The following is a 25,671-nucleotide window of genomic DNA, read 5'->3' on the forward strand; positions in this document are numbered from 1 at the left end:
GAACAAACATTATCCCTATTTTTGTTAAAAATTGATTTTTATGCTTAAAGTTGGAGTTTTAGGAGCAGGTCATTTGGGGAAAATCCATTTGCGTCTACTTAACGAATCAGAAAAATATTCTTTAGTAGGGTTTTATGATCCAGATGTTATAAATGGTAAAAAAGTAGAAGCCGAATTTGGTTATACATATTATGACAATATAAACAAACTAATGGATGCTGTAGATGTGCTAGATATTGTTACGCCTACACTTTCGCATTTTGATTGTGCTAAAAAAGCAATTGAAAAAGGAAAGCATATTTTTATTGAAAAACCAATTACCAATACTTTAGCAGAAGCAGAAGAACTTATTGCGCTAAAGAACAAACACAATGTAAAAGGCCAGGTAGGACACGTAGAGCGTTTTAATCCTGCTTTTTCTTCTGTAAAAGACAGCATTGTAAACCCAATGTTTATAGAAACTCATAGATTAGCAGAGTTTAACCCACGTGGTACAGATGTTCCTGTGGTTTTAGATTTAATGATACACGATATAGATGCTATTTTAAGTGTAGTTAATTCTGAAGTTAAAAACATTAACGCAAGTGGTGTATCTGTAATTAGTAAGTCTCCAGACATTGCCAATGCACGTATAGAATTTGAAAATGGTTGTGTTGCTAACTTAACCGCTAGTAGAATTTCTTTAAAGAATATGCGTAAATCAAGGTTTTTTCAGCAAGATGCCTACATTTCTGTAGACTTTTTAGAGAAAAAGGTTGAAGTTGTAAAAATGAAAGATGCACCAGAACAAGCTGGTGATTTTGATATGATTTTACAAAATGCTGAAGGAGAAAAAAAACAAATTTATTTTGAAAATCCAGAAGTTGCAGGTAACAACGCCATTTTAGATGAGCTTGAAACTTTTGCAGATGCCATAAACAATAACACTACTCCTATTGTAACTTTAGAACAAGGAACAAATGCATTACGAGTAGCTTTACAAATTATAGAATCTTTTTAATATAAAAATACAGATGAAAAATATAGCAGTTATAGGTGCAGGTACAATGGGTAATGGTATTGCTCACGTTTTTGCACAAAACAATTACAAGGTTAATTTAATTGATATTGCACAAGCATCTTTAGATAAAGGCTTAGCTACCATTACTAAGAATTTAGACAGAATGGTTGCTAAAGAAAAAATATCTGAAGCAGATAAAAATAATACACTACAAAACATTACACTACATACTGTACTTGCAGATGGTGTAAAAGGTGTAGATTTAGTAGTAGAAGCTGCGACAGAAAATGTTGACTTAAAACTAAAAATTTTTAAAGATTTAGATGCTATTTGTGACGCTAAAACAATTTTGGCAACCAATACATCATCAATCTCTATTACAAAAATTGCTGCCGTTACTAACAGACCAGAAAAAGTAATTGGTATGCATTTTATGAACCCTGTACCAATTATGAAATTGGTTGAAATCATTAGAGGTTATAATACATCTAATGAGGTTACAGCAGCTATAATGGACTTATCTACTAAACTAGGTAAAACACCTACAGAAGTAAATGATTATCCTGGTTTTGTTGCTAACAGAATTTTAATGCCAATGATTAACGAAGCTATAGAAACTCTTTACAACGGTGTTGCTGGTGTAGATGAGATTGATACGGTTATGAAATTAGGTATGGCACACCCAATGGGACCATTACAATTAGCAGATTTTATAGGCTTAGATGTTTGCTTAAGTATTTTAAATGTAATGTACGACGGCTTTAAAAACCCTAAATACGCACCTTGCCCATTATTGGTAAATATGGTTATGGCCAAAAAATTAGGTATAAAATCTGGTGAAGGTTTTTATGATTATTCAGAATCTAGAAAAGCAGAGAAAGTAGCTTCTCAGTTTGCTAAATAAGATCTATTGGCAAATATAAAACCATTTAAAGCAGTACGCCCAACTAGAGATAAAGTTAGTTTGGTGGCTTCACGTTCTTACCAAAGTTATACTCAGGCAGAACGCGAGGCTAGATTAGACCATAATCCGTTTTCATTTTTACATATTGTTAACCCTGGTTATAAGTATGATAAGGAGATCTCTGGTGTGGCACGCTACCAATTGGTAAAAAACAGATATTTAGAGTTTAAAGAAGACGGAGTATTTACGCAAGATACTACTCCGCTCTTCTATATTTATAAAGTTGTAGATCGTGACAATCACGTATTTAACGGTATTGTAGCTGCTGCTAGCGTAGAAGATTACCAAAACAATCTTATTAAAAAACACGAAGACACTATTACTAGTAAAGAAATCATTTTTAAAGACTATTTAAAAACGGTTGGCTTTAATGCAGAGCCTGTTCTTATTACCTATCCAGATAATAAAGATGTATCTGCCATTATTAGTAAAAAGCAAGAAGAACGCGCAGAATACGAGTTTACAACTACATATAGAGATACACATTACCTTTGGCTTATTGATAACAAAGAAGATATAAATGCTATTATTGATGCATTTAAAAACATCCCTACTCTTTATATTGCAGACGGTCATCACAGATCTTCGTCCTCAGAACTATTATGTTTAGATTGTAAAGAGCAAGATAAAAACCATAACGGCACAGAGAATTATAACTTTTTTATGAGTTACTTAATTCCTGAATCAGAATTAAAAATACACGAATTTAATAGATTGGTAAAAGACCTTAATGGTTTAACCAAAGAAGAATTTTTAATACAGTTAGACACTATTTATCGTATAGAAAATCGTGGTGCTATACCTTACAAACCAAACAAAAAGCATCATTTTAGTATGTATCTAGATGGCGAGTTTTATTCGTTACACCTACGTAAATCTATCTATACATTTAAAAATTCTTTAGACAGGTTAGATGCTCAGCTACTATACAATACCATATTAAAGCCTATTCTTGGAATTACAGATCTACGTAAAAACAATAGAATAGATTATTTAAGTGGTAAAAAAGAGATTGTAAGTTTAGTTAATAAAATAGATAGTGGTAAATTTAGGGTTGGCTTTGGTATGATACCTGCCGATATTGAAGAATTAAAAAGCATTGCAGACGATGGTTTAAAAATGCCCCCAAAGAGCACTTTTATAGAACCAAAATTAAGAAGCGGTGTTACTATTTATGAATTTTAGTTTTTAATTAAAATTATGTCCATTAAAGAATCCTTACTAGAAATAAAAAATAGTTTACCAGATACAGTAACACTTGTTGCGGTGTCTAAAACAAAACCTGTTTCAGATTTAGAAGAAGCCTATGCTGCTGGTCAGCGCATTTTTGGCGAAAACAAAATTCAGGAAATGACCCAAAAATGGGAGGTTATGCCTAAAGATATTCAATGGCATATGATTGGTCATGTACAAACCAACAAGGTAAAGTATATGTCTGAGTATGTGAGCTTGGTACACGGCGTAGATAGTTTTAAGCTATTAAAAGAAATAAACAAACAAGCAAAAAAACACAACAGAGTTATAGAGTGTTTACTACAAATGCACATTGCAGAAGAAAGCACCAAATTTGGTTTAAATAAAAGTGAACTAAAAGATCTTATAGCATCAGACGATTTTAAAAGTTTAGATAATATAAAAGTTACTGGTTTAATGGGAATGGCAACATTTACTGAAGATACAGAACAAATAAAAAAAGAGTTTGGCACATTAAAACAGATCTACAACACACTGCAAGACATAAAATCTACTAACTTAGACGTAAAAATACTGTCTATGGGGATGAGTGGCGATTATAAACTTGCCATAGAACAAGGAAGTACAATGGTCCGTATAGGAAGTAGTATCTTTGGAAGTAGAAATTATTTATAAAACAGGAGAAATTAATTAATGTACGTAATCTTAGATATTGAAACCACTGGTGGTAAATTTAATGAAGAGGGAATAACAGAGATTGCTATTCATAGATTCGACGGCCACAAGGTTGTAGATAAATTTATCAGTTTGGTAAACCCAGAAAAGCCTATACAACCATTTGTTGTTAAGCTAACTGGCATAAATGATAAAATGCTACAAACAGCTCCTAAATTTTATGAGGTCGCCAAACGCATTGTAGAAATTACTGAAGACGCCGTACTTGTAGCTCATAATGCTCAGTTTGATTATAGAATTCTAAGAACAGAATTTAGACGTTTGGGCTACAATTTTGAACGTAAAACCTTATGTACCGTTAATTTATCTAAAGAGTTAATTCCAGATAAAGAATCTTATAGTTTAGGAAAACTAGTACGCTCATTGGGCATACCTGTAAGCGACAGACATAGAGCAAATGGTGATGCATTAGCTACACTGCAATTATTTAAACTATTGCTAGCTAAAGATACAGAGAAGACTATTATTAAAAGCGTTATTAAAGAGGGCTCTATGGGAGAGCTTTCGGACAGACAAATAGATCTTGTTGAACAATTACCTACAGAAACTGGAGTGTATTATATGTATGATAAAGATGGAGATTTAATCTTTATTGGTAAATCATCTAACATTAAAAAAAAAGTAAACAAGCATTTTACAGGAACTTCTAACGTTGCTAAAAAATTACAAAAACAAACACGTAAAATCACTTTTGAAAAAACAGGAAACGAGTTAATTGCCTCCTTAAAAGAGAATGAAGAATTACGTAGAGTTAAGCCTAAATACAACAGTAGCCTTAAAAAAAACTTATTCTCTTATGGTATTTTTAAAAAAGAGAACGAAAACGGCTATATATCACTCTATATAGATAAAACAACTACAACAGACCACACAATTGGTACGTTTAGCAGTATTATTGGTGCTAAGAATTTTTTGGCAAAAACTAGCAAAGAGTTTACATTGTGCGACAAGGTTAATCTAATTTCTAAAGCAAAAACTAATTGTGGCAATTACAATGATACCAACTGCAATGGCGCCTGTATTAATTTAGAAGATAAAACAGTTTACAATAACAGAGTAAAAGAAGCTATTGCTAAATATAGCTTTACAGATAAAAATATATTAATAAAAGATAAAGGAAGAGAAATAGGCGAGTATTCGGCTATTTTAATTCAGAACGGTGAATTTAAAGGGTACGGATATTACAATTTAAATCATCAAATAAATAATATTCATATCTTAGAATCTATTATTACAAAAATGAAGAGTACTCCAAATACACTTCATATTATATTAGCGTACATAAGAAAAAGTAATAGATTACAACTAATAGAACTAGATTAACCATTGAAAAACGAGAAACCTCTTAAAGGCTGGAAAGCTAAAATACACGAAATAATTTACGGCACGCACACGCCTGCTGGTAAGTTGTTCGATATATTATTGCTTGTACTTATTATGTACAGCATACTAATTGTAATGCTAGAGAGTGTACCTCGTTTTGATACTGATTATCACGAGTTTTTTAATATCTCTGAATGGGTGGTTACCATTTTATTCTCTATAGAATATATTTTACGTATTATATGTATTAACAGACCTAAGAAGTACATTTTTAGCTTTTTTGGTATTATAGATTTTTTATCTACAGTACCTAAATACTTATCGTTCTTTTTTATGGGATCGCAATACTTTACTGCGTTTAGAGCATTACGATTATTACGTGTTTTTAGAATTTTAAAATTAGTACGTTTTGTAGGTGAATCTAACAAACTAGCAAATGCTTTAAAAGCGAGCAGAACTAAAATTTCAGTTTTTGTATTTTTTGTTTTAATTGTTTCCGTACTATTAGGAACACTTATGTATTTAATAGAAGGCCCACAACACGGCTTTAACAGTATACCTCATAGTGTTTACTGGACAATTGTTACTCTAACCACTGTGGGTTACGGAGACATATCTCCGCAAACACCACTAGGACAATTTTTAGCAACATTAATTATGATTATTGGTTACGGCATTATTGCTGTACCAACAGGTATTGTTTCTGCCGAGTACGCCTCTAATATGAAACAAAATAAGAGTATGGACGAAGGTAGATCTTGCCCTAATTGTAGTGCAGAAGTACATAGATCCGATGCTGATTATTGCAGAAAATGTGGATACAAATTAGAAGAAGATGAGGATGATAATACAGAAAAAAAAGCATAGTGAACTCTAAAACCCTAATTTCTGTTGTTGGCCCTACTGCTATTGGCAAAACCAAATTAGCTATTGTATTAGCGCAACATTTTAGTACCGAAATAGTATCTGCAGACTCTCGTCAGTTTTTTAAAGAAATGACTATTGGTACTGCTGTACCAGATACAGATGAACTTGCTGCAGCACCACATCACTTTATTCAACATAAAAGCATTTTAGAGTCATACTCCGTAGGCAATTTTGAAAAAGATGCTCTTAAAAAATTAGAACAACTTTTTACAGAAAAAGATATTGTAGTTATGGTTGGTGGTAGTGGCTTATATGTAGATGCCGTTGCTAAAGGACTAGATAATTTCCCTGCTGTAGATTCTAACATTAGAGAAGACTTAAACGTGTTGTTTAACAATAAAGGCATTATTGCTTTACAAGAAAAATTAGCAACATTAGATCCTGAATATTATAATAAAGTTGATAAAGACAACCCACATAGACTAATTAGAGCCTTAGAAGTTTGCATAGGTTCTGGCAAAGCCTACTCTACTTTTTTAAATCAAGAAAAACCAAAAAGACCATTTTCTATTATTACTGTTGGTATAATGGCAGATCGTGAAATAATTTATGACAGAATTAATACCAGAGTAGATATAATGGTACAAAACGGGTTACTAGAAGAAGCTAAAGCATTACTAGAACACCAAAACCTTAATGCGCTACAAACTGTTGGCTACAGAGAGTTATTTCAGTTTTTTAGTGGTGATTGGACTTTAGAGTTTGCAATATCTGAGATTAAGAAGAACACTAGGAGGTTTGCAAAAAGACAACTCACTTGGTTTAAAAGAAATAAAGACACACATTGGGTGAACTACGATGATGATTCTAAAGAAATAATAGAAGCAATTGAAGATAAATTAAAAGCATAAAAAAACCATCCGTAAAGGATGGTTTTTTAATTTATATATATGACTTAAAAAAAGCTTAAGAATCCTCTTCAGTTTTAATTACCAAACGGAAACCTTCACCGTGAATGTTCAAAATTTCAACATTCTCATCTTTCTTTAAATATTTTCTAAGTTTAGCTATATAAACATCCATACTTCTAGATGTAAAATAGTTGTCATCTCTCCAGATTTTAGTTAATGCTAATTCTCTTGGCATTAAATCGTTTTCATGTAAAGCTAACAAACGTAAAAGATCGTTTTCTTTAGGAGATAATTTAACAGCTTCTTCTTCCTTAAATTTTAAGAATCTAAGTTTAGAATTTAATTTAAAATCACCAATATTAAATTCAAACTTTTTACTATCTGCCATTGTATTAGATGTCTTTCTTTGAAGTATAGCCTTTAACTTCATTAAAAGAACCTCAGAATCAAACGGTTTATTTAAGTAATCGTCTGCTCCTGCCTTGTATCCTTTAAGGACATCTTCTTTCATTGTTTTAGCAGTAAGAAAAACTATTGGCACATTCTCATTCTTTTCTCTAATCTCTCTCGCCAACGTATAGCCATCTTTGTAAGGCATCATTACATCCAAAATACAAACATCGTAAATGTCTTTTTTGAACTTTTCAAAACCTTCCATTCCATTTTTAGCCAATACTACATCAAAATTATTCATTCCTAAATAATCTTTTAGAACAATTCCAAAATTTGGATCATCCTCTACCAAAAGTATTTTCTTGTTTACTGTTTCCATATCTATTAAATTATAGGTAATTTTATGTAGAAAGTACTTCCTTTTCCTTTTTCACTTTCTGCATAAACTTCACCTTGGTGATCTTCTATTATTTTTTTTACGTAGGCCAATCCTAATCCGTGACCTTTTACATTATGTATATCTCCTGTGTGTTCTCTATAAAATTTCTCAAAAACTTTTTTAAGAACAGCCTTACTCATTCCTGAACCTTGATCTTTTATTTTTATAACAATACTATTTTTAGTACTCTCTGTGTAAATATCTACTTTAGGAGCTTCTGGAGAATACTTTATAGCATTATCCATAACATTTACCAAAACATTTGTAAAGTGCATCTCGTTAGCTAAAACATCTGTTCTTTTAGCATTTAAATGTGTGTTTATATAACCACCCCTATCACTAACAATTAATTCTACGTGTGTTACTGCGTCTTCAATTATGTCGTGAACATCTACTCTTTCCTTACTTATATCTAGCTGATTTCTTTCTAACTTAGATATACGAAGTACATTTTCTACTTGAGCATGCATTCTTTTATTCTCGTCCCTAATCATCTGCAAATAGCGACCTACTTTCTCTTTATCTCCTATAATTGATGGGTTTTTTATTGCTTCTACTGCTAAATTTATAGTAGCAATTGGCGTTTTAAACTCATGCGTCATGTTGTTAATAAAGTCTGTCTTTATTTCAGAAATTTTCTTTTGTCTAATTAATTGATAAATAGCACCTACATAGGTAATAAGTATAATTGTAGTAAACAAAAAGGTAATTAATGCCATTCCTAAAATAGAACCAATTAAATACCCTTTTTTATCAGGAAAAGAAACCAATAATGAAAAATCTGTTTTTCCTTCGGTATCCCTAAAAATTGCAGTTCTATTTACTGTTTCTGGGTCAAATTTAAATTTTCTTGATTTTACAGATGTTGGTAAACCTTTGCTGTAAATACCATACTCAAAACCAATTTCTATTTTTCTGTTTTTAAATTCTTGTTCTAAAAGAAGTTTAATTTCTTCTTTAGAAACCCTTTTATGTACTGGTAATTTATTTGCTATATCCCTAAAAAATTCTTCAAATTGTAATTTCTCGAATCTAGAAATATCTCCAAATTTTGTTATTTTTTTTATTGGTGTATAGCTGTAACTTTTACCATCCATACCAAAATTTTCTTTTAAAACTGTTTCTACAGTTTTACTGGTATAACTAGTTATAGTTGTTGCACTATCACCTAAAAGATCATTGTCAAAGAACGAAGGCGGAATGTTATAATTCTCTTTTAATATACCATGGTTATATATGGTAACTTCTCTAGAATCTTCATCCACTTCTCTATAGAAAATATCTCGTATCTGATATTCAGATGGCTTGCCAACACTATCTTTTAGTGCTACAAAACGTTTTCCATAATCACTTATCTCTCTACTTTCTATTTTACTTGCTACATTATCTAAAACCTGAGATACTGTTTGGTAAAATTGTTCTTCCTTATCTTCTATAGATTTCTTTATCCAATATGCTTGAACGAATATTATCCCTAGCAAAGACAAGGTCATTAATACAATAAGTAGAATTAATAACTTCTTGTTCATTTGGACAAAATTAAGATTTTAACATATAAAGTATGCGCTGTTTAACCTAACCTTAACACTAATCGTTAAACTTTAGCAATTAAGAGGACTTAGACCTTAATATACAATGAATTTCTTTAATTTTTAACTTTAAATTTACAATATCTTCATTTATTAACTTAAAATCAGACATTTTTTCTTTTTTTTCATCGGTCCATTGATTCCCTATTCTGGAAAGAATATTTTCTCTTGTAGTATTATCTCTTTTTAAAATTCGTTCTATACGAACCTCAATTGGAGCAGTAACCAAAATTATGTAGTCGTAAAAATCTTGATTATTATTTTCAAATATTATTGCACTTTCTTGAATTACATAGTTGCTTTCTTGCTTATTAGTCCACTCTAAAAAATGCAAACGAACTGCAGGGTGTACAATTGCATTTAGTTGTTGCAATAAACTAGTACTTGCAAACACTTTTTTTGCAATGTACTCTCTATTTAAAACACCTTCTTTATATGCATTTTCACCTAAAAGCCTTATTATTTCTTTTTGCACTCTAACCGAGGTACTCATTAGCTTTTTAGCCTCTAAATCCGAGTTATACACAGGCACACCCAGTTCTTCAAACATTTTAGCAGCCGTACTTTTACCACTACCAATACCTCCTGTTAAACCAACTATTATCATTGTCTATTTAAAATAAATTCTACAGTATCTTCTTTTAACTTAACACCATAAACACCCTGTGGCTTTTTTGCTAATTTTAATTTTAAAATTGGTAAGTTCTCATCCTTGTAATCTTTAAAATCTGCTATAACACTAAAATCTGATGGTTTTACCTCTCGCAGCACATCTACTTTAGCTTTACATAAAATCGATACCTTATTAGGAAAAGTTCTTATCTCTACACCTTCCGGAAGATTTATAACATCTACAGAAACTGTTAATATTTTTTCTGAAAAACGATAGACTTCTCCTGACAAAACAACTCTATTGGCAGAAAACTTTGTATTACTTAATTCTTGCGGTAATTGCAATGCAACTTCAGCTTCAAAATTAGCTGCTATATTTTCAAAATCATAAGCTTCCGCCTCTATCTTAACTATAGAATCTATTTCTGCTTTTGGTCCAGATATTTTAATAGTATCTGGTGTAATTTTCAACCCACCTTCTATAACATAATTCTGCTTTAACCCTACCTTACTATTAGCTACAACAGGCACCTCTTTTGTATGTAACTTATATAAGTCCAGAAACAAAGTATCTAACACTCCAACCTCTGTAAGCGACAATGAATTTGACAACTGTCCTTCTATCTGTTTTCTAAAAACAGATTGACGTAAAAAATATTTTTCTCTTTTATTTTCAAGCTGAGAAAGATCTACTTGTATTTTTTTTCTAAAAACATTTAAACGCATTAATTGAAAACCACCTGCGTTTAATTTTACCTGAACTTCTTCCTTGTAATTATCAGCAAAAAACAAACTGTCTGGCACATTAATATACTCTAAATTAAAATAGGTATTTGCCGTATAAGATTCTGATAAATTACTAATAAACCAAGCCATTGTTGCACACAACAGAAAGAGTGAAAATATTTTCACCTTTCTCTTATTTAATCCACTTTTTATTTTTTTTATCACACTTATAATTTAAAAAATAATTTAGGAAATAGCTCTTGAGCTTTCTTTTTACTAGAGTTTAAAACTAAAGTAGATTTTACAAAGCCATAACCATAACCTACAAATTGTATTACAACAGCCACTATAGATAAAAACGCAATAATTACACTTTTATTCTTAATAAGAGAATCTACAAAAAGTACTGTAAAGTATAAACTATAACAAAACAAAAACCAAGGCAACCCTATAAAAGAAGCTAATAAGGATAGTAAAAATCCAAAACAAAATAACGCAGGAAACCAATAGGTAACTTTAGCTGTTTCTGGGTGCCATTTATTTAATATGGGACGAACCATACCAAACTTATTTACTTGTATGTAAAATTTATTCCAGTCTATTCTACGTTTATGATATACATAAGCTTCTGGTATTAACTTTGTTTTAAAACCATTATTCCATATTCTAATAGTTAAGTCTGGATCTTCACCTGGGTGAATGTTTCCATAACCTCCAGTTTTTTCAAAAGCTACTTTAGAAATACCCATATTAAAACTACGAGGCTGAAACTTATCTACTGCTTTTTTACCTCCGCGGATTCCTCCAGTAGTCAAAAAAGACGTCATTGCATAATTAATAGCTTTTTGTACGGTAGAAAAAGATTCGTGCGCTGCATCTGGACCACCATAACAATCTACATACTCTTTTTGCAAAGATGCTTCTGCAGTTTCTAAATATTGCGGTGGCAAAATACAATCTGAATCTAAAACAATAAAATAATTTCCCTTTGCTTTACGCATACCGTAGTTTCTAGAATCTCCTGGACCTGAGTTTTCTTTTTTATAGTAAGATATTGGTAGCGTAGAAAAACGAGCCACCTCTTCTTCTGAGCTTATTGTAGAACCGTCTTCTACAATAACTATCTCATAAGGTTTAGTATAAGTCTGTTTTTCTAAACTCTCTAACAACTCTCTAATCTCGTTAGGTCTGTTGTAAACTGGCACTATAAAAGAAAACAAAAAGTCCATCTATTACTACTGTAAACATAAAAGCCACCCCTAAAAAGGATGGCTTTTACTAAATTATATAATTCTTATTCTTCTGTAAAACGCTCTATAACTTCTTGACTAACTCCTGTGTTAGAAAAACCACCATCATGAAATAAGTTTTGCATTGTTACTTTCTTTGTTAAGTCTGAAAACAATGAAACTGTGTAATCCGCACAATCTTGAGCAGTTGCATTACCCAACGGAGACATTTTGTCTGCATAAGCAATAAAACCACCAAAACCTTTAACGCCTTGACCAGCTGTTGTTGGTGTTGGAGACTGAGAAATAGTATTTACACGTACTTGTTTTTCTTTACCAAAGAAATAACCAAAACTACGCGCAACAGACTCTAAATACGCCTTATTGTCTGCCATATCGTTATAATCTGGGAACGTACGTTGCGCAGCCATATATGTTAAAGCTACAATACTACCCCATTGGTTCATTGCATCTGCTTTGTATAAACTTTGCATTACTTTATGAAAAGACAATGCAGAAACATCCCAACCTTTTGCAGTAAAATCATACTTCTCATCTGTATAAGCACGACCTTTTCTTACGTTTACAGACATACCAATAGAATGTAAAACAAAATCTAATTTACCTCCTAAAATCTCTGTAGCTTTTGCCACCAAGTTATTTAAATCTTCTTCGCTAGTTGCATCTGCAGGTATAATTTCTGATCCTGTTTTTTCTGCTAACTGATTTATTTGCCCCATACGCATTGCTATTGGTGCATTAGTTAACACAAAAGTACCACCTTCTGCGTGTACTCTTTCTGCAGTTTTCCAAGCTATAGAATTCTCATCTAAAGCTCCAAATATAATACCTCTTTTTCCTTTTAATAAATTGTATGCCATTTGCTATTTATTTTGGTCATTTATGTGCGCGTAAAGATATTCAAAAAAAATAGAATGCAATGCTTCTAATTTAATAACTGCCTTGCATGCGCTATAGCAGAATCTGATAAATCTTTACCACCCAACATTTCTGCTAACTCTACTACTCTTTCTTCTGTAGTAAGCTGCTTCATTTGCGTGTGCGTTACATTATTTTTATCTTCTTTATATACTTTGTAGTGGTGATTACCTTTAGAAGCAACTTGCGGTAAATGCGTAATAGAAAATATTTGCATACCACCACTCATTTCTTGCATAATAGTTCCCATTCTGTTTGATATCTCTCCAGATACTCCTGTGTCAATTTCATCAAACATTAAGGTTGGTAAATGCTCATACTTTGCTAAAACAGCTTTAATAGCCAACATAATACGAGATAGTTCACCTCCTGAAGCTACTTTCTTTAACTCACCAAAAGCAGAACCTTTATTTGCCGAAAATTGAAAAACCAACTCGTCCTTACCATTATAAACAAAATTAGGAGTTGCATTTAATTCTATCTTAAACTCTGCGCTAGGCATTCCTAATGAAGCCAAAATAGATTCTAATTGCTTCTTTAATTCTGGTATTATAGCTTTCCGTTTCTTAGATATTTTTACACAAACAGCGTTTAAAGCCTTCTCTTTTACCTTAATCTCTGTTTCTTTTGCCAATATTGTAGCATCTATATTTTCTGTTGCATCTACTTTTACAGCCAACTCTTCCTTAATTCTTAAGAGTTCTTCAATTTCTGAAACACCGTGTTTCTTTTGTAAATCGTACAACAATTGCAATTTTGTATTTACCTCTTCTAAAACTTTAGGATTGGCTTCTATATTATTTTGTAGAGATTCAAATTCTTCAAAAATATCATCAACCTCTATAAAAACAGACTGTACACGTTCATTTAACGTAGAAAACTGTGTGCCATAACTTGCTAATTTTGAAGATGCTTGTTTTAATTCTGCTAACAAATTTAAAATACCTACTTGTTCATCAGATATTAAATTATGTCCTTTAGACAGCTGTTCCATAATGTTTTCTACATTATTCAACTGTTCGTATTGCTCTTCTAACTCTTCAAGTATACCTTCTTTTAAAGGCGCACTTTCTAATTCACTTAATAAAAATGTATTATAGTCATGTTCTTTAATACCTTCTTGTTTTGTAGCTAATAAATTTTCTAAAACTTTTGTTTCTTTTTTGTACAAACGCAAATCTTTAGCATAACTCGCCAGTAAATCTTTATTAGAAGCTAAACCATCTATTACTTTAAATTGGTATGCATTATCTCCCAATTGTAATGTCTGGTTTTGCGAGTGCACATCTATTAAACTATCTCCTAAAGCTGCTAAAATTGTAAGCTTAACGGGTGAGTCATTAATAAAAGCTCTAGATTTACCACTGGGTAAAATTTCTCTTCTTATAATGGTGCGTTCCTCATAATCTACGTCGTTTTCATTAAAAAATGGCTCAAGGTTATATTTTCCAACAGAAAACTCTGCCTCAATAACACATTTTTTCTCTTTGTCTCGTAAAGATGATAGATCTGCTCGCTTACCTAAGACCAATGCCAAGCCACCTAACAAGATAGATTTACCAGCTCCGGTCTCCCCTGTTATTACAGTAAAACCGTTGGTAAAAGACACATTTAAATGGTCTATTAAAGCGTAATTTTTTATAGAAAGTGATACTAACAATTTGTGTAATTAAATATTACATCAAATATAATTATAATATAAAAAGGGAAGGTTAATATTTTATTTTATTCCACGTACTAGAATAAAAAGGTGCTGCAGTGTTTAAAACTTCTTTTAACTTAACAACATCTGTTTTTGGACCATCAGAAAAAATACTAACAATTTCTTCTGACTTTGCATCAAAAAAAGTTTGTAGTAAAAAGGCATTTGTTCTACGCTTAGCAATAGTAGACAATAAACGCATAGTACCAGAAATCACCTGTTTACCTGTACTATTATTATCTGCTAAAACATCCATACCTTTTCTATGGTAATTATACATAGCTACTCTATATTCTCTGTAAGCATTAGACAAGATATTATCTACCAACTCAAAACGAGTTCTTTTGCCTGAAGACTGACTCCATCCTGCAGAATTATTTCCTTGTGCCTGTGTTACAATATTTTGTGCTTTTTTAAAGTATTCTGTACCACCTTCTAACGCAAAACTATCTGCATCTAAACCTAGCATAATATATGCGTAATAAGACATTACACCCACTAAATTAGAATCAAAAGAATTCTGATTATATACTAATGGCTGAAATTCTATATAGGTAAAACTAAATTCGTTGTCTTTATAATTAAAAATAGGAGTCTCGTAAGAGGTATTAAAAACAGGCCTAGAAGATTGTATCTGTATATCTGCTTTAAATCTATTAGACTCATATTCAGATATTGTTATAAACATTCTAGAGTTTACACGCTCTTGATCTTTATAAATACGATTTGTCCACTTAGTTTTATTCATAAAATCATTAAGTGAACGCTCTAATGTTTTAAAAACTTGCTGATTTGTTTGCCCTACTTTTTCTGAGTTAATAGTCACCGTACAATTAAGCTCCTGCGCAGTAGCAGTAGAAAAAATAGTAAAACAAAAAAAAGTAATTACAAGTTTATACATTCGTTTTTATAATAATTTCATTTATAATATCTAGGGCAACATCTGCCTTTGTCTTTAGTTTAAACGTTTTTATATTTAATTTGTTATCTATTATAGATATTTTATTGGTTGATTTGCCAAAACCAGCTCCTTTATCATTTAAAGAGTTTAAAACTATTAAATCTAAATTTTTCTTTTTTAGTTTTTTGGTAGCGTTTTCAACCTCATTTTGAGTCTCTAAAGCAAAGCCTACTATAAACTGATGCTTTTTTTGATCTCCTAACGACAATAGAATATCTTTATTTTTCACTAAAGTTATCTGTAACTCAGAATCACTCTTTTTTATCTTTTGATCTGCGATAGTTTTTGGCTTGTAATCTGCAACTGCCGCTGCACATATAGCAATATCTGTAGCCGCATAATGCTTGTGTACTTCACTATACATCTGATCTGCAGATGTAACACGTACCAATGTAATGTTATCATGCGCTATTGATAAATGAGAAGGACCAGAAACTAAAATTACTGAAGCTCCTTTATTTGCAGCTGCTAAAGCAAGTTTGTATCCCATTTTACCTGAAGAATGATTCCCTATAAAACGTACAGGATCTATAGCCTCGTAAGTTGGTCCAGCAGTAATAATCACTCTTTTACCACTTAATGGCAATCCTTCATTTAAAGACTGTTTTAAATGCGCTACAATATCTTCTGGTTCTGCAAGTCTGCCTTCACCATACAAACCACTAGCTAACTCCCCTGCTCCAGCAGGAATCATAATATTACCAAAAGAGAGTAACTTATCAAAAGAAGCTAAAGTAGACGGATGTTTATACATATCCAAGTCCATTGCCGGAGCAAAAAAGACAGGACACTTGGCAGATAAGTATGTTGCCAATAATAAATTATCGCAAACACCATTTGCCATTTTAGACAATGTATTTGCTGTTGCCGGGGCAATAACCATTAGATCTGCCCACAACCCCATTTCTACGTGATTGTTCCAAGATGTTCCTTCTTCTTTATCCTCATTAACAAAAGATGTTAATACAGGATTTTTAGATAGCGTAGCTAACGTAAGTGGAGAAACAAAAGAGCTGGCGCTATCCGTTAAAATAACTTTAACGTTAGCGCCAGCTTTTATTAGTAAGCGAACAAGAAATGTTGTTTTGTATGCGGCAATACCTCCGGTTATTCCTAAAAGTATATTTTTACCACCTAACATACCTCTATAAATCTTTCGCTGTATTTCTATGATATATTCTATCCTCTAACCACTCTGTTACTGCTAAAGCGTGTGGCTTAGGAAGTTTTTCGTAAAACTTAGAAACTTCTATCTGTTCTTTGTTTTCAAAAATTTCATCTAAACTATCGTTGTACGTAGCAAATTCTTCTAACTTTTCTAAAAGCTCTTTTTTAATATCAGAGTTAATTTGTATTGCTCTTTTAGAAACAATAGAAATTGCTTCATAAATATTACCTGTAGCAGCATCAAACTCATTTTTATTAATGGTTGTTGTAGATACAGCTGCTTTTGAATTTTTCAAGTCGTTCATATTCATAGCCTAAATGTATTTATTTTGAATAATTTTGTAATTCTTTATCAATTCTTTCCGCCATATTATTTGCCTTTTTAGCAAATTCTGTTTCCGGAAAAGTTTTTATAAACTTGCTGTAAGCTTCTTTTGCATTATTTAAACGTTCTTCCTTTTTCTGAGGATGACTATTTAATGCTAAATTGTATGCTGCAAGTGTCTTGTAATATAATGCTTCTTCTTTATAAATAGAGCCTGGGTTATCTACAACAAAATTCTCTAATGCTTTTATAGCAGAAATAGAATACTCTAAATCGTAAAACTCTCCTAGCTTAGTAAACTGCTTTGCTATCTCTAAAGATTTTTTTTCTTTTTTCTGAACTAAATCTGCCGCAATTTCGTTGGCTTCAGGTAAAAATTCTGAATCTGGATATGTATTAATAAAGTTCTGCAATTTTAACAAAGCTTTATCTGTATCTGTCTGATCTAAAGAATACTTACGAGATAAGTGATAGTAACTTTTAGCACTCATAAAAGATGCTTGTTGTACTTTTTCACTTTTAGGATACGCCTTTAAAAAACGTTCAAACTGATATCCTGCGTCATTGTACTGCCCTATTTCATAATATGTATTAGAATAGAAAAACATAACACGTTCACCTTGAGCTTTACCTATATATTTAGGAGCTATTTGCTCAAATAAACGGTTTGCTCTTTTAAAATCGCCTTCTTCATAAAACTTTTCAGCCATTTCATATTTAGGCTTTATCTCTTGGTTTTTTAGCACCTTCTGGTATTCACTACAAGACGCTAACACTAGTACCAACGATAAAAGGGGTAATAATTTCCTCATTCTTAAAAACATTTTGCAAAATTAGTCATTCTATACGGATATAAAAAACATTTTTTATACTGCTAAAATAGGAATGTGAAAATTCTTTAGCGTAGTTTTTGGCTAAGTTTTAACTTTAATTATCTACAATAACCAAATTACTACGCTAATTCCTTCTTAAAAGTACGCATAAAATCATTAATTATTGCCTTTAATTCTGGTGTTGCCTCCATTAACGGTAGTCTAACCTTAGCTGTTGAAAGACCTAAGTTTTCAAAAATAGTTTTAATTCCTGCAGGGTTACCTTCTCTAAATATATAATCTATACTATCATGCAGTTCACTATACAACAAGTGGGCATCTGCAGCATTATTATTTAAACCTAAAGAAATTATTTTAGAGAACTCTGCTGGTAAACCTTGACCAATAACAGATATTACTCCAGATCCGCCTGCCAAAACAGTAGAAAGAGCCGTAAAATCGTCCCCAGAGATGACCATAAAATCTGCTGGTTTATCTTTTATAATAGATAAGATTTGCACCATATCTCCACAAGCCTCCTTTATTGCTACAATATTAGCAAAGTCTTTTGCCAACCTAACTGTTGTAGACGCTAGCATATTACTACCTGTTCTACCAGGTACATTGTAAACTATTATAGGTTTTGGAGAAGCTAATGATATTGCTTTAAAATGCTGATATATTCCTTCTTGAGTTGGTTTATTATAGTATGGAGAAACTGATAGCACAGCTGCAAAAGGACTTAAATCTCTTTCTTTTAACTCAGCAACAACAGCCATTGTATTATTGCCACCAACACCCAACACTAAAGGTAACCTACCTGCATTTACCTTAACAACGGTATCTATAACCAATTGTTTCTCCTCTGCTGTTAGTGTAGCCGGTTCTCCTGTAGTTCCCAAAACTACTAGATAATTAATACCGCTAGCTATATTATACTCAACAATATTCTGTAATGCTGTAGTATCTACAGACAAATCTGCTTTAAAGGGTGTAACTAGCGCAACACCAGTACCAACTAATTCTTTCACACGTATAAATTTTAATAATCAAAATTTAAGAACGCGCTTTGTAGTACGTTCTTATTTTATTTCATTTAAAACCGAGAGATATTTACCCAGTTCCTTTTTAAAAATGCTAAAATCCTTAATCGGTACATTAAGAATTAAATCATTTAATTTTTCATCTACTTCTCCAAAACCAACTTTTAACCTGGCTTTAGACTGTACAGTCATTAGTTGTAGCAATAAATTGTCTTCTGTATAATAGCTTATTAGCAAATCATACTCATTATCTAAAAACTCTAATGCGTAACTATTTTCTATTTTTGCCCCCCAACCTAAATCTTCTTCCGAAAAAACCGGAGTAGAATAAGGCGAGTTTTTATCTTGCTCTTTTTTGTACCCTATAATCTTTAATGCGTTTGGCTGTAAAGAAAACTCTTTTATAAACTCATTAAAAACAGTACCGTCTGCAACATTGTCTAGATCCACAATACAACCTATTTTACTTATTCCTTTAGTAACTCTAGAACAAGCAACAACTTTGCTTTTGTTTTCGTTTAAAAACTTTAACGCCGCCTTACGCTTTAATTTATTTTTTATGCCTTTTAACATGCAATTTTACATTTACACAAATGTAATTATTATCTAGCACAATTTAAGGCAAAGATACAAAGCTAGTTTGTTTTTTAAATAAAACATTTTGTTATAAATGTAACAATTTGAATTCAAAAAACCCCAAACAACTTGAAAATAAGCGTTTAGGGAATATTTATATTATAAAACTTTACTTAAAAATTCTTCTTCTGTAATAATTGGAACATTTAAACTCTCTGCTTTTGTACGCTTACTTGGCCCCATTTTATCACCCGCTACTAAAAAAGTAGTTTTTGAAGAGATTGAAGAACCTACTTTTCCTCCATTATCTTCAATAAGTTTTTTAAGGTCATTTCTACTCATTTCAAAAACTCCAGAAACAACATATGTTTCCCCTTTTAATTTTTCGGTTTGATTTAATAATTTATCAGCAGAAAGTTCAAACTGAAGCCCATAACTTTTCAACCTATTTATATTATCTAAATTAATTTCGTTCTGAAAAAACTCAACAACACTAGACGCTATACGTTCTCCAATTTCATCTACAGTAGCCAATTCTAAAGCAGAAGCATACATTAATGCATCTATATTTTTATAGGCCTTAGCTAATTTTTTAGCTACTGTTTCACCAACAAAACGTATTCCTAAAGCAAACAAAACACGCTCAAACGGAATAACAACAGAAGCAGCTACACCCATAACCAAATTCTCGGCAGATTTCTTTGCCATACGTTCTAACGGTAATAATTGATCTACAGTTAACGTATATAAATCTGCGTAGTCTTTAATTAAGCCTTCTTTAAAAAGTAACTCAACCGTTTCACTACCCAAACCATCTATATCCATTGCTTTTCTAGATATAAAATGCTGAATTCTGCCTGTTATCTGTGGCGGACAACCATATTCATTAGGACAAAAATGCTTAGCATCTCCTTCTGTTCTTACCAGCTTGGTATTACACTCAGGACATTCTTCTATATAATGCGTTGGTAAAGAATCTACTGGTCTTACAGATAAATCTACACCAACTATTTTAGGAATAATCTCTCCGCCTTTTTCTACAAAAACAGCATCTCCTACTCTAATATCTAATTTCTCTATCTGATCTGCATTATGCAAAGAAGCCCTTTTAACCGTTGTACCAGCCAATAAAACCGGAGTTAAATTAGCAACTGGAGTAATTGCTCCTGTACGACCAACTTGGTATGTTATTTCATTTAAAACAGTAGAAACTTGCTCCGCTTTAAATTTATAAGCCATAGCCCAACGTGGCGACTTAGACGTATAACCTAACTCTTCTTGATGACGTAACATATTAACCTTAACCACTACTCCATCTGTCTCATAAGGCAACTCGTGTCTATGCACATCCCAATATTCAACAAATGCCATTACTTCGTCTACACTTTTACATAGCTTAGCAACTGTAGGCACTTTAAACCCCCAAGAACGGGTTTTCTCTAAAGCACCAAACTGAGTATCTAAATCTAAGTTAGCACCCACGACACTATATAACAAACACTCTAATGGACGTTGCGCAACTAAAGAACTATCTTGTAATTTTAAACTCCCTGAAGCTGTATTTCTCGGATTCATATAAGGATCCTCACCATTAGCAATACGCTCCTCGTTCATCTTATGAAATCCTTCAAAAGGCAATACAATTTCTCCTCTAATATCAAACTTAGCAGGGTAATCACCATTTAATTGTAAGGGTACAGATTTTATTGTTTTTATATTAGTAGTAACTTCATCTCCTTGAAACCCATCGCCACGGGTAACCGCACGCACCAGTTTACCGTCTTCATAAGTTAAACTAATAGAAGCACCATCATACTTTAACTCGCACGTAAATTCTATATTAGAGTCTCCTAATATTTTCTCTACTCTTTTTTCCCAATCTAATAAATCTTCTTTTGAGTACGAGTTATCTAAAGAATACATTCTGTGCTCATGCACAACTGTGTTAAAGTTTTTAGTGATTTCACCACCAACACGTAGTGTAGGCGAATTAGCATCATAAAACTCAGGATGTTTAGCCTCTAAAGCTTGTAGTTCTTTCAACTTTATATCAAAATCGTAGTCTGATATTGTTGGTGTATCTAAAACGTAATAATTATGATTGTGTTGACGCAACTCTTGGCGTAATGCTTCTATTTGTTCTTTTACTGACATTCTTATTCTTTATTTTTCATCACACTAAAAAAAAATTTCTTTAGTTTGATGTCATTTTACCTATTACTATTTTATCAATTGTCCCCTTAACATTCTATCATTACCAAACATATCTTTCCGTAATTCAATCGTTACAAAATCTTGCTTCTCTAATACCTCTTGAGTTTCACCCCCTAAATATTGGTTAATTTCAAAATACAATTTACCATTCTCATTTAAATGTTTAACCGCAAAATTTGTAATTGCATTGTAAAAAGTTAATGGCTCTTTATCTGATACAAAAAGAGCTAAACTAGGTTCGTTCTTCAAAACATTAGCCGTCATTTCTTTTTTCTCTAGCTCCCTAACATATGGCGGATTAGAAACTATTATATCAAATTTTTGCTGAAGGTTTGGCTCTTGCAGTATGTTGTGCTCTAAAAAAGTAACAAGTACACCATTATTATCTGCATTTTTCTTTGCAACTAACAGAGCATCTTTAGAAACATCTAACGCAAAAACTTTAGCGTTTGGTAAATTTTTAGCCAATGAAATAGCTATACAACCACTACCTGTACCAATATCTAATATATTTACCTCTCTATCTAGCGGTGTTTCACTTAAAATCCAACTTACCAATTCTTCAGTTTCTGGTCTAGGAATTAACACATTAGAGCTTACATTAAAATCCAAACCCATAAAATGTGCTGTACCTAAAATATATTGTATTGGAACCTGCTTTTTTAATAGGTTTATAGTCAAAAACAAAGAAGCCTCTTCTTCTTTAGCAACCACATAATCTGGTTGCATAGCCAATATAAATCGCTGTAAACCAAGATAATGCTCAATTGTCATATAAAAAAAACTATTTACCTCCTCTACAGGGTAAATAGCGTCTAATTCTGTATGATAAATTTTCTTTATTTCTCTTAACAACATACTAAAAATCAGTATTTTAAATTAACTTATTAAAAACAGCACATGAAATAAACTTACAAATCTAACAACATATAAACAGGACAAGAATAATGACCAGTATCTCCCATAGGAGCATCTATATATTTAAAACCTGTTTTTTTATATAGTTTCTGAGCACCTTGCATATAAGGCATAGTCTCTAAGTAACACTTATCAAAACCATATTCACGTGCTTTAGCAATACAAGCATCCATCATCTTACTCCCTAATCCTTTGCCTCTGGCTTCTTCTAAAAAGTACATTTTTTGTAGCTCACATACATTGCCTTCATAATTATCTAATTGCGCCACTCCTGCACAACCTATAATTTTACCTTCTTTTTCTGCTACAAAATAAGTTGCTTTAGGAATATTATAGTTTTCGTACATACTATATAATGCCTTATCTGCATAAGCAGTTCCTACTTTAGGTGCTCCAAGATCCATTAAAACACTCCTAATAACCTCTGCAACAGCAACATTATCCTTCTCTAAAATAGGCCTAACAACTACATTCTCCATGAAACAAATACTATATCTTTTTATTATTCTATTTTTGCGAAGTGAAGATACATGAAAAATACATTTTACGCTGTATACAAATTGCCAAAAACGGATTAGGATCTACTTTTCCAAACCCTATGGTTGGCGCAGTAATTGTACACAATAACACTATTATTGGGGAAGGTTTTACCTCTCCCTACGGAGGTTCGCACGCAGAAGTAAATGCAATTAACAGTGTAAAAGACAAAACACTACTAAGCAAAGCTTCTTTGTACGTAACCCTAGAGCCATGCTCACATTACGGTAAAACTCCACCTTGCGCAGACTTAATTGTAAAGCACAAAATACCAAATGTAATTATTAGCCTTACAGATCCGCATGAAAAGGTTGCTGGTGCTGGAATTAAAAAACTAGAAAACGCAGGTTGCAATGTCATAACTGGTGTTCTAGAAAAAGAATGTCGCGAGCACCACAAACGCTTTTTATGTTTTTACGAGAAAAAGAGACCTTATATTATATTAAAATGGGCAGAAACAAATGATGGTTTTATTGCTCCCCTAAAAAGTAAAAGAAATATAAATCCAGAACCCTTTTGGATAACAACAAAAGCATCTAGACAACTTGTTCATCAATGGAGAAGTCAAGAACAAGGTATTTTAGTTGGTACAAATACAGTTTTAGAAGACAATCCAAAGTTAGATGTTAGAAATTGGTACGGAAAAGCACCTACCAGAATTATTATAGATCGAAACTTAAAAATTAAGGTTAACAAAAACATACTAGATTTGTCTGTAAAAACCATTGTTATTACAAGTAAACTAGACAAAGAAAAACAAGTAGATGGTGTTTTTTACGAACCAATTGATTTTAAAAAGCCTATAGCTAAAGAGATAAATAACATCCTTTACAAACACAGCATACTTAGCGTTATAATTGAAGGTGGATCTAAAACACTACAAACCTTTATAAATGAAAATCTTTGGGATGAAGCCCGTGTATTTAAAGGAATATCTACTTTTAAAGAAGGCATAACTGCACCAAAACTTGCAGAAAAACTAAAAGCTAACACCAACATTAAAACTGATACTTTAAATATTTACTATAATGATTAAAAATATAATATTTGACTTTGGTGATATATTTATAAATTTAGATAAAACTGCAACAGCTTTAGAATTAAGTAAATTTGGTTTTACAAAAATAACTCCAGAGTTAGATTCACTAATGAAAGATTATGAAAAAGGGTTAATTACTTCTTCAGATTTTATTAGCACTACAAATTTAATTTTACCAAATGCCACCCCAAAACAACTACAAGCTGCGTGGAACAAAATTATTTTAGATTTTCCTGAAGAACGATTATTATTTATAGAGTCTCTTGCCAAAGAAAACAATTACCGCTTGTTTTTACTAAGCAACACGAATGAATTACACATAGAACAGGTTATAGAAAATATGGGAATAAACAGATACAATAGATTCCAAAACTGTTTTGAAAAATTTTATTTATCACACAAAATAAACTTAAGAAAACCAGACTCATCTATTTATCAGTTTGTTCTAGAAGAAAATAATTTAAAAGCTGAAGAAACCTTCTTTATTGATGACACAAAAGAAAATACAGATACAGCAGAACAACTAGCGATTAAAAGCTGGAATTTACAAGTGGGCAAGGAAGATATCATCAACCTAAAAAGTAAATTATAAATATGATTAATTTAGCGCTAAGCATCTTATTCTCCAGTTTAATCTTTATAGTCTTTAAGCTTTTTTACACATACAAAATACAGACACTTTACGCCATTATTGCCAATTATTTTGTGGCTTGCTTGGTTGGCTTGTTTTTCTACAAAGACCCCGTAATAGTTAGCGAAATTCCATACAAACCTTGGTTTATAGGTGCTTTTTTTCTTGGATTTTTATTTATAGTTGTCTTTTATGTAATGGCAAAAACTTCTCAACAACTAGGTGTTTCCGTAGCTTCTGTAGCCACGAAAATGTCATTAGTAATACCTGTAATTGGCGGCATTTACCTATATAACGAACACTTAACACCATTAAAAACTTTAGGCATACTACTAGCCTTATTTGCCGTATACTTTGCCTCTATAAAAAAAGGAAAAGGTGTTTTTAAACCTAAAACTCTATTATTGCCTTTTTTAGTTTTTATCGGGTCTGGAACTATAGATATTAGTCTTAAATACCTAAAAGAAGCCTTTGTTAGTGAAGCAGAGATACCACTATTCTCTTCATTTACATTTTTAACTGCTGGTATATTTGGCGTAATTTTCATTTTAATAAAAGCAAAAAAGCAACCTATTAAAGTAAATTTTAAAAACGTAGTCGCAGGTATTTTCCTTGGCATACCCAATTTTTTTTCAATTTATTACCTAATAAAAGCATTAGGAGAATCTAATTTTAGCAATGCGTCTATTTTTACAATAAACAATGTTGCCATAGTTTTATTTACCACAATAATTGGCATACTGTTTTTTAAAGAAAAATTAAGTTCTAAAAATTGGATTGGTATTAGCCTTGCAATATGTAGCATAATCTTAATGGCAATGTAGT

General features: G+C 31.8%; 26 protein-coding genes. 10 read left to right on the plus strand and 16 right to left on the minus strand.

Annotation, left to right across the window (positions count from 1 at the left end; genetic code table 11):
- Positions 1-40: 40 nt before the first annotated feature.
- From BT107_RS04670 to miaA, 7 genes are read left to right on the plus strand one after another with little or no spacing between them, the layout of a single operon-like run.
- On the plus strand, positions 41-1,000 hold the full coding sequence (locus BT107_RS04670; protein WP_072302578.1) for a Gfo/Idh/MocA family protein: 960 nt from the start codon (positions 41-43) through the stop codon (positions 998-1,000).
- A gap of 13 nt (positions 1,001-1,013) precedes the next feature.
- Complete coding sequence (locus BT107_RS04675; RefSeq protein ID WP_072302579.1) at positions 1,014-1,904, plus strand: 3-hydroxybutyryl-CoA dehydrogenase; 891 nt, start codon at positions 1,014-1,016, stop codon at positions 1,902-1,904.
- A gap of 6 nt (positions 1,905-1,910) precedes the next feature.
- Positions 1,911-3,149: a DUF1015 domain-containing protein gene (locus BT107_RS04680; RefSeq protein WP_072302580.1), complete on the plus strand. Its 1,239-nt coding sequence runs from the start codon at positions 1,911-1,913 to the stop codon at positions 3,147-3,149.
- 15 nt (positions 3,150-3,164) lie between these two features.
- The gene (locus tag BT107_RS04685; protein ID WP_072302581.1) at positions 3,165-3,833 is read left to right on the plus strand and encodes a YggS family pyridoxal phosphate-dependent enzyme; all 669 of its coding nucleotides are present in this window, start codon (positions 3,165-3,167) and stop codon (positions 3,831-3,833) included.
- Positions 3,834-3,851: 18 nt separating this feature from the next.
- Positions 3,852-5,216, plus strand: coding sequence for an exonuclease domain-containing protein (locus tag BT107_RS04690; RefSeq protein WP_072302582.1), 1,365 nt, complete (start codon positions 3,852-3,854; stop codon positions 5,214-5,216).
- 3 nt (positions 5,217-5,219) lie between these two features.
- Positions 5,220-6,083, plus strand: coding sequence for an ion transporter (locus BT107_RS04695; protein ID WP_072302583.1), 864 nt, complete (start codon positions 5,220-5,222; stop codon positions 6,081-6,083).
- The gene (gene miaA, locus BT107_RS04700) at positions 6,083-6,994 is read left to right on the plus strand and encodes a tRNA (adenosine(37)-N6)-dimethylallyltransferase MiaA (RefSeq protein WP_072302584.1); all 912 of its coding nucleotides are present in this window, start codon (positions 6,083-6,085) and stop codon (positions 6,992-6,994) included. The genes BT107_RS04695 and miaA overlap by 1 nt, the downstream gene beginning before the upstream one ends.
- A gap of 55 nt (positions 6,995-7,049) precedes the next feature.
- On the opposite strand, the gene BT107_RS04705 is transcribed toward miaA, so the two are convergent.
- From BT107_RS04705 to BT107_RS04780, 16 genes are all read right to left on the minus strand, one after another.
- Complete coding sequence (locus BT107_RS04705) at positions 7,050-7,766, minus strand: response regulator transcription factor (protein ID WP_072302585.1); 717 nt, start codon at positions 7,764-7,766, stop codon at positions 7,050-7,052.
- A gap of 5 nt (positions 7,767-7,771) precedes the next feature.
- Complete coding sequence (locus BT107_RS04710; RefSeq protein ID WP_072302586.1) at positions 7,772-9,355, minus strand: sensor histidine kinase; 1,584 nt, start codon at positions 9,353-9,355, stop codon at positions 7,772-7,774.
- 79 nt (positions 9,356-9,434) lie between these two features.
- Positions 9,435-10,022, minus strand: coding sequence for a dephospho-CoA kinase (coaE, locus tag BT107_RS04715; RefSeq protein WP_072302587.1), 588 nt, complete (start codon positions 10,020-10,022; stop codon positions 9,435-9,437).
- Entirely contained in the window at positions 10,019-10,939 is a 921-nt protein-coding gene (locus tag BT107_RS04720; protein WP_139254276.1) for a CdaR family protein, read from the minus strand. Before BT107_RS04720 ends, coaE begins: the two co-directional genes overlap by 4 nt.
- A gap of 41 nt (positions 10,940-10,980) precedes the next feature.
- Positions 10,981-11,982 (minus strand): glycosyltransferase family 2 protein, encoded by a 1,002-nt coding sequence (locus tag BT107_RS04725; protein ID WP_072302589.1) that lies wholly within the window; start codon positions 11,980-11,982, stop codon positions 10,981-10,983.
- 65 nt (positions 11,983-12,047) lie between these two features.
- Positions 12,048-12,863, minus strand: coding sequence for an enoyl-ACP reductase FabI (locus tag BT107_RS04730; protein ID WP_072302590.1), 816 nt, complete (start codon positions 12,861-12,863; stop codon positions 12,048-12,050).
- A 65-nt stretch (positions 12,864-12,928) separates the two neighbouring features.
- Positions 12,929-14,581 carry a DNA repair protein RecN gene (gene recN, locus BT107_RS04735; protein ID WP_072302591.1) on the minus strand — a complete coding sequence of 551 codons (1,653 nt, stop codon included), beginning with the start codon at positions 14,579-14,581 and terminating at the stop codon, positions 12,929-12,931.
- 52 nt (positions 14,582-14,633) lie between these two features.
- Entirely contained in the window at positions 14,634-15,524 is an 891-nt protein-coding gene (porD, locus tag BT107_RS04740; RefSeq protein ID WP_072302592.1) for a type IX secretion system protein PorD, read from the minus strand.
- Positions 15,517-16,725: a bifunctional phosphopantothenoylcysteine decarboxylase/phosphopantothenate--cysteine ligase CoaBC gene (coaBC, locus tag BT107_RS04745; RefSeq protein WP_072302593.1), complete on the minus strand. Its 1,209-nt coding sequence runs from the start codon at positions 16,723-16,725 to the stop codon at positions 15,517-15,519. The genes porD and coaBC overlap by 8 nt, the downstream gene beginning before the upstream one ends.
- A gap of 4 nt (positions 16,726-16,729) precedes the next feature.
- Entirely contained in the window at positions 16,730-17,062 is a 333-nt protein-coding gene (locus tag BT107_RS04750) for a DNA-directed RNA polymerase subunit omega (protein ID WP_072302594.1), read from the minus strand.
- A gap of 13 nt (positions 17,063-17,075) precedes the next feature.
- A complete protein-coding gene (locus tag BT107_RS04755; protein WP_084639118.1) occupies positions 17,076-17,888 on the minus strand; it encodes an outer membrane protein assembly factor BamD in 813 nt (270 codons plus the stop codon).
- A 140-nt stretch (positions 17,889-18,028) separates the two neighbouring features.
- Positions 18,029-18,919 (minus strand): 4-hydroxy-tetrahydrodipicolinate synthase, encoded by an 891-nt coding sequence (gene dapA, locus BT107_RS04760; protein WP_072302596.1) that lies wholly within the window; start codon positions 18,917-18,919, stop codon positions 18,029-18,031.
- A 51-nt stretch (positions 18,920-18,970) separates the two neighbouring features.
- Positions 18,971-19,504 carry a DUF6913 domain-containing protein gene (locus tag BT107_RS04765; protein ID WP_072302597.1) on the minus strand — a complete coding sequence of 178 codons (534 nt, stop codon included), beginning with the start codon at positions 19,502-19,504 and terminating at the stop codon, positions 18,971-18,973.
- Between the two features lie 162 nt (positions 19,505-19,666).
- Positions 19,667-21,661 carry an NAD-dependent DNA ligase LigA gene (gene ligA, locus BT107_RS04770; protein WP_072302598.1) on the minus strand — a complete coding sequence of 665 codons (1,995 nt, stop codon included), beginning with the start codon at positions 21,659-21,661 and terminating at the stop codon, positions 19,667-19,669.
- A gap of 66 nt (positions 21,662-21,727) precedes the next feature.
- Entirely contained in the window at positions 21,728-22,579 is an 852-nt protein-coding gene (gene prmC, locus BT107_RS04775) for a peptide chain release factor N(5)-glutamine methyltransferase (protein ID WP_072302599.1), read from the minus strand.
- A gap of 53 nt (positions 22,580-22,632) precedes the next feature.
- On the minus strand, positions 22,633-23,118 hold the full coding sequence (locus BT107_RS04780; RefSeq protein WP_072302600.1) for a GNAT family N-acetyltransferase: 486 nt from the start codon (positions 23,116-23,118) through the stop codon (positions 22,633-22,635).
- A gap of 41 nt (positions 23,119-23,159) precedes the next feature.
- Here BT107_RS04780 and ribD point away from each other — a divergent pair, with 41 nt between their 5' ends.
- The 3 genes from ribD to BT107_RS04795 are packed head-to-tail and all read left to right on the plus strand — an operon-like array spanning position 23,160 to position 25,670.
- Positions 23,160-24,212 (plus strand): bifunctional diaminohydroxyphosphoribosylaminopyrimidine deaminase/5-amino-6-(5-phosphoribosylamino)uracil reductase RibD, encoded by a 1,053-nt coding sequence (ribD, locus tag BT107_RS04785; RefSeq protein ID WP_072302601.1) that lies wholly within the window; start codon positions 23,160-23,162, stop codon positions 24,210-24,212.
- A complete protein-coding gene (locus BT107_RS04790; RefSeq protein WP_072302602.1) occupies positions 24,205-24,807 on the plus strand; it encodes an HAD family hydrolase in 603 nt (200 codons plus the stop codon). The genes ribD and BT107_RS04790 overlap by 8 nt, the downstream gene beginning before the upstream one ends.
- A 2-nt stretch (positions 24,808-24,809) precedes the next feature.
- The gene (locus tag BT107_RS04795; protein ID WP_072302603.1) at positions 24,810-25,670 is read left to right on the plus strand and encodes a DMT family transporter; all 861 of its coding nucleotides are present in this window, start codon (positions 24,810-24,812) and stop codon (positions 25,668-25,670) included.
- Position 25,671 lies beyond the last annotated feature (1 nt).

The organism is Cellulophaga fucicola, assembly GCF_900119145.1.
GTDB lineage: Bacteria > Bacteroidota > Bacteroidia > Flavobacteriales > Flavobacteriaceae > Cellulophaga > Cellulophaga fucicola.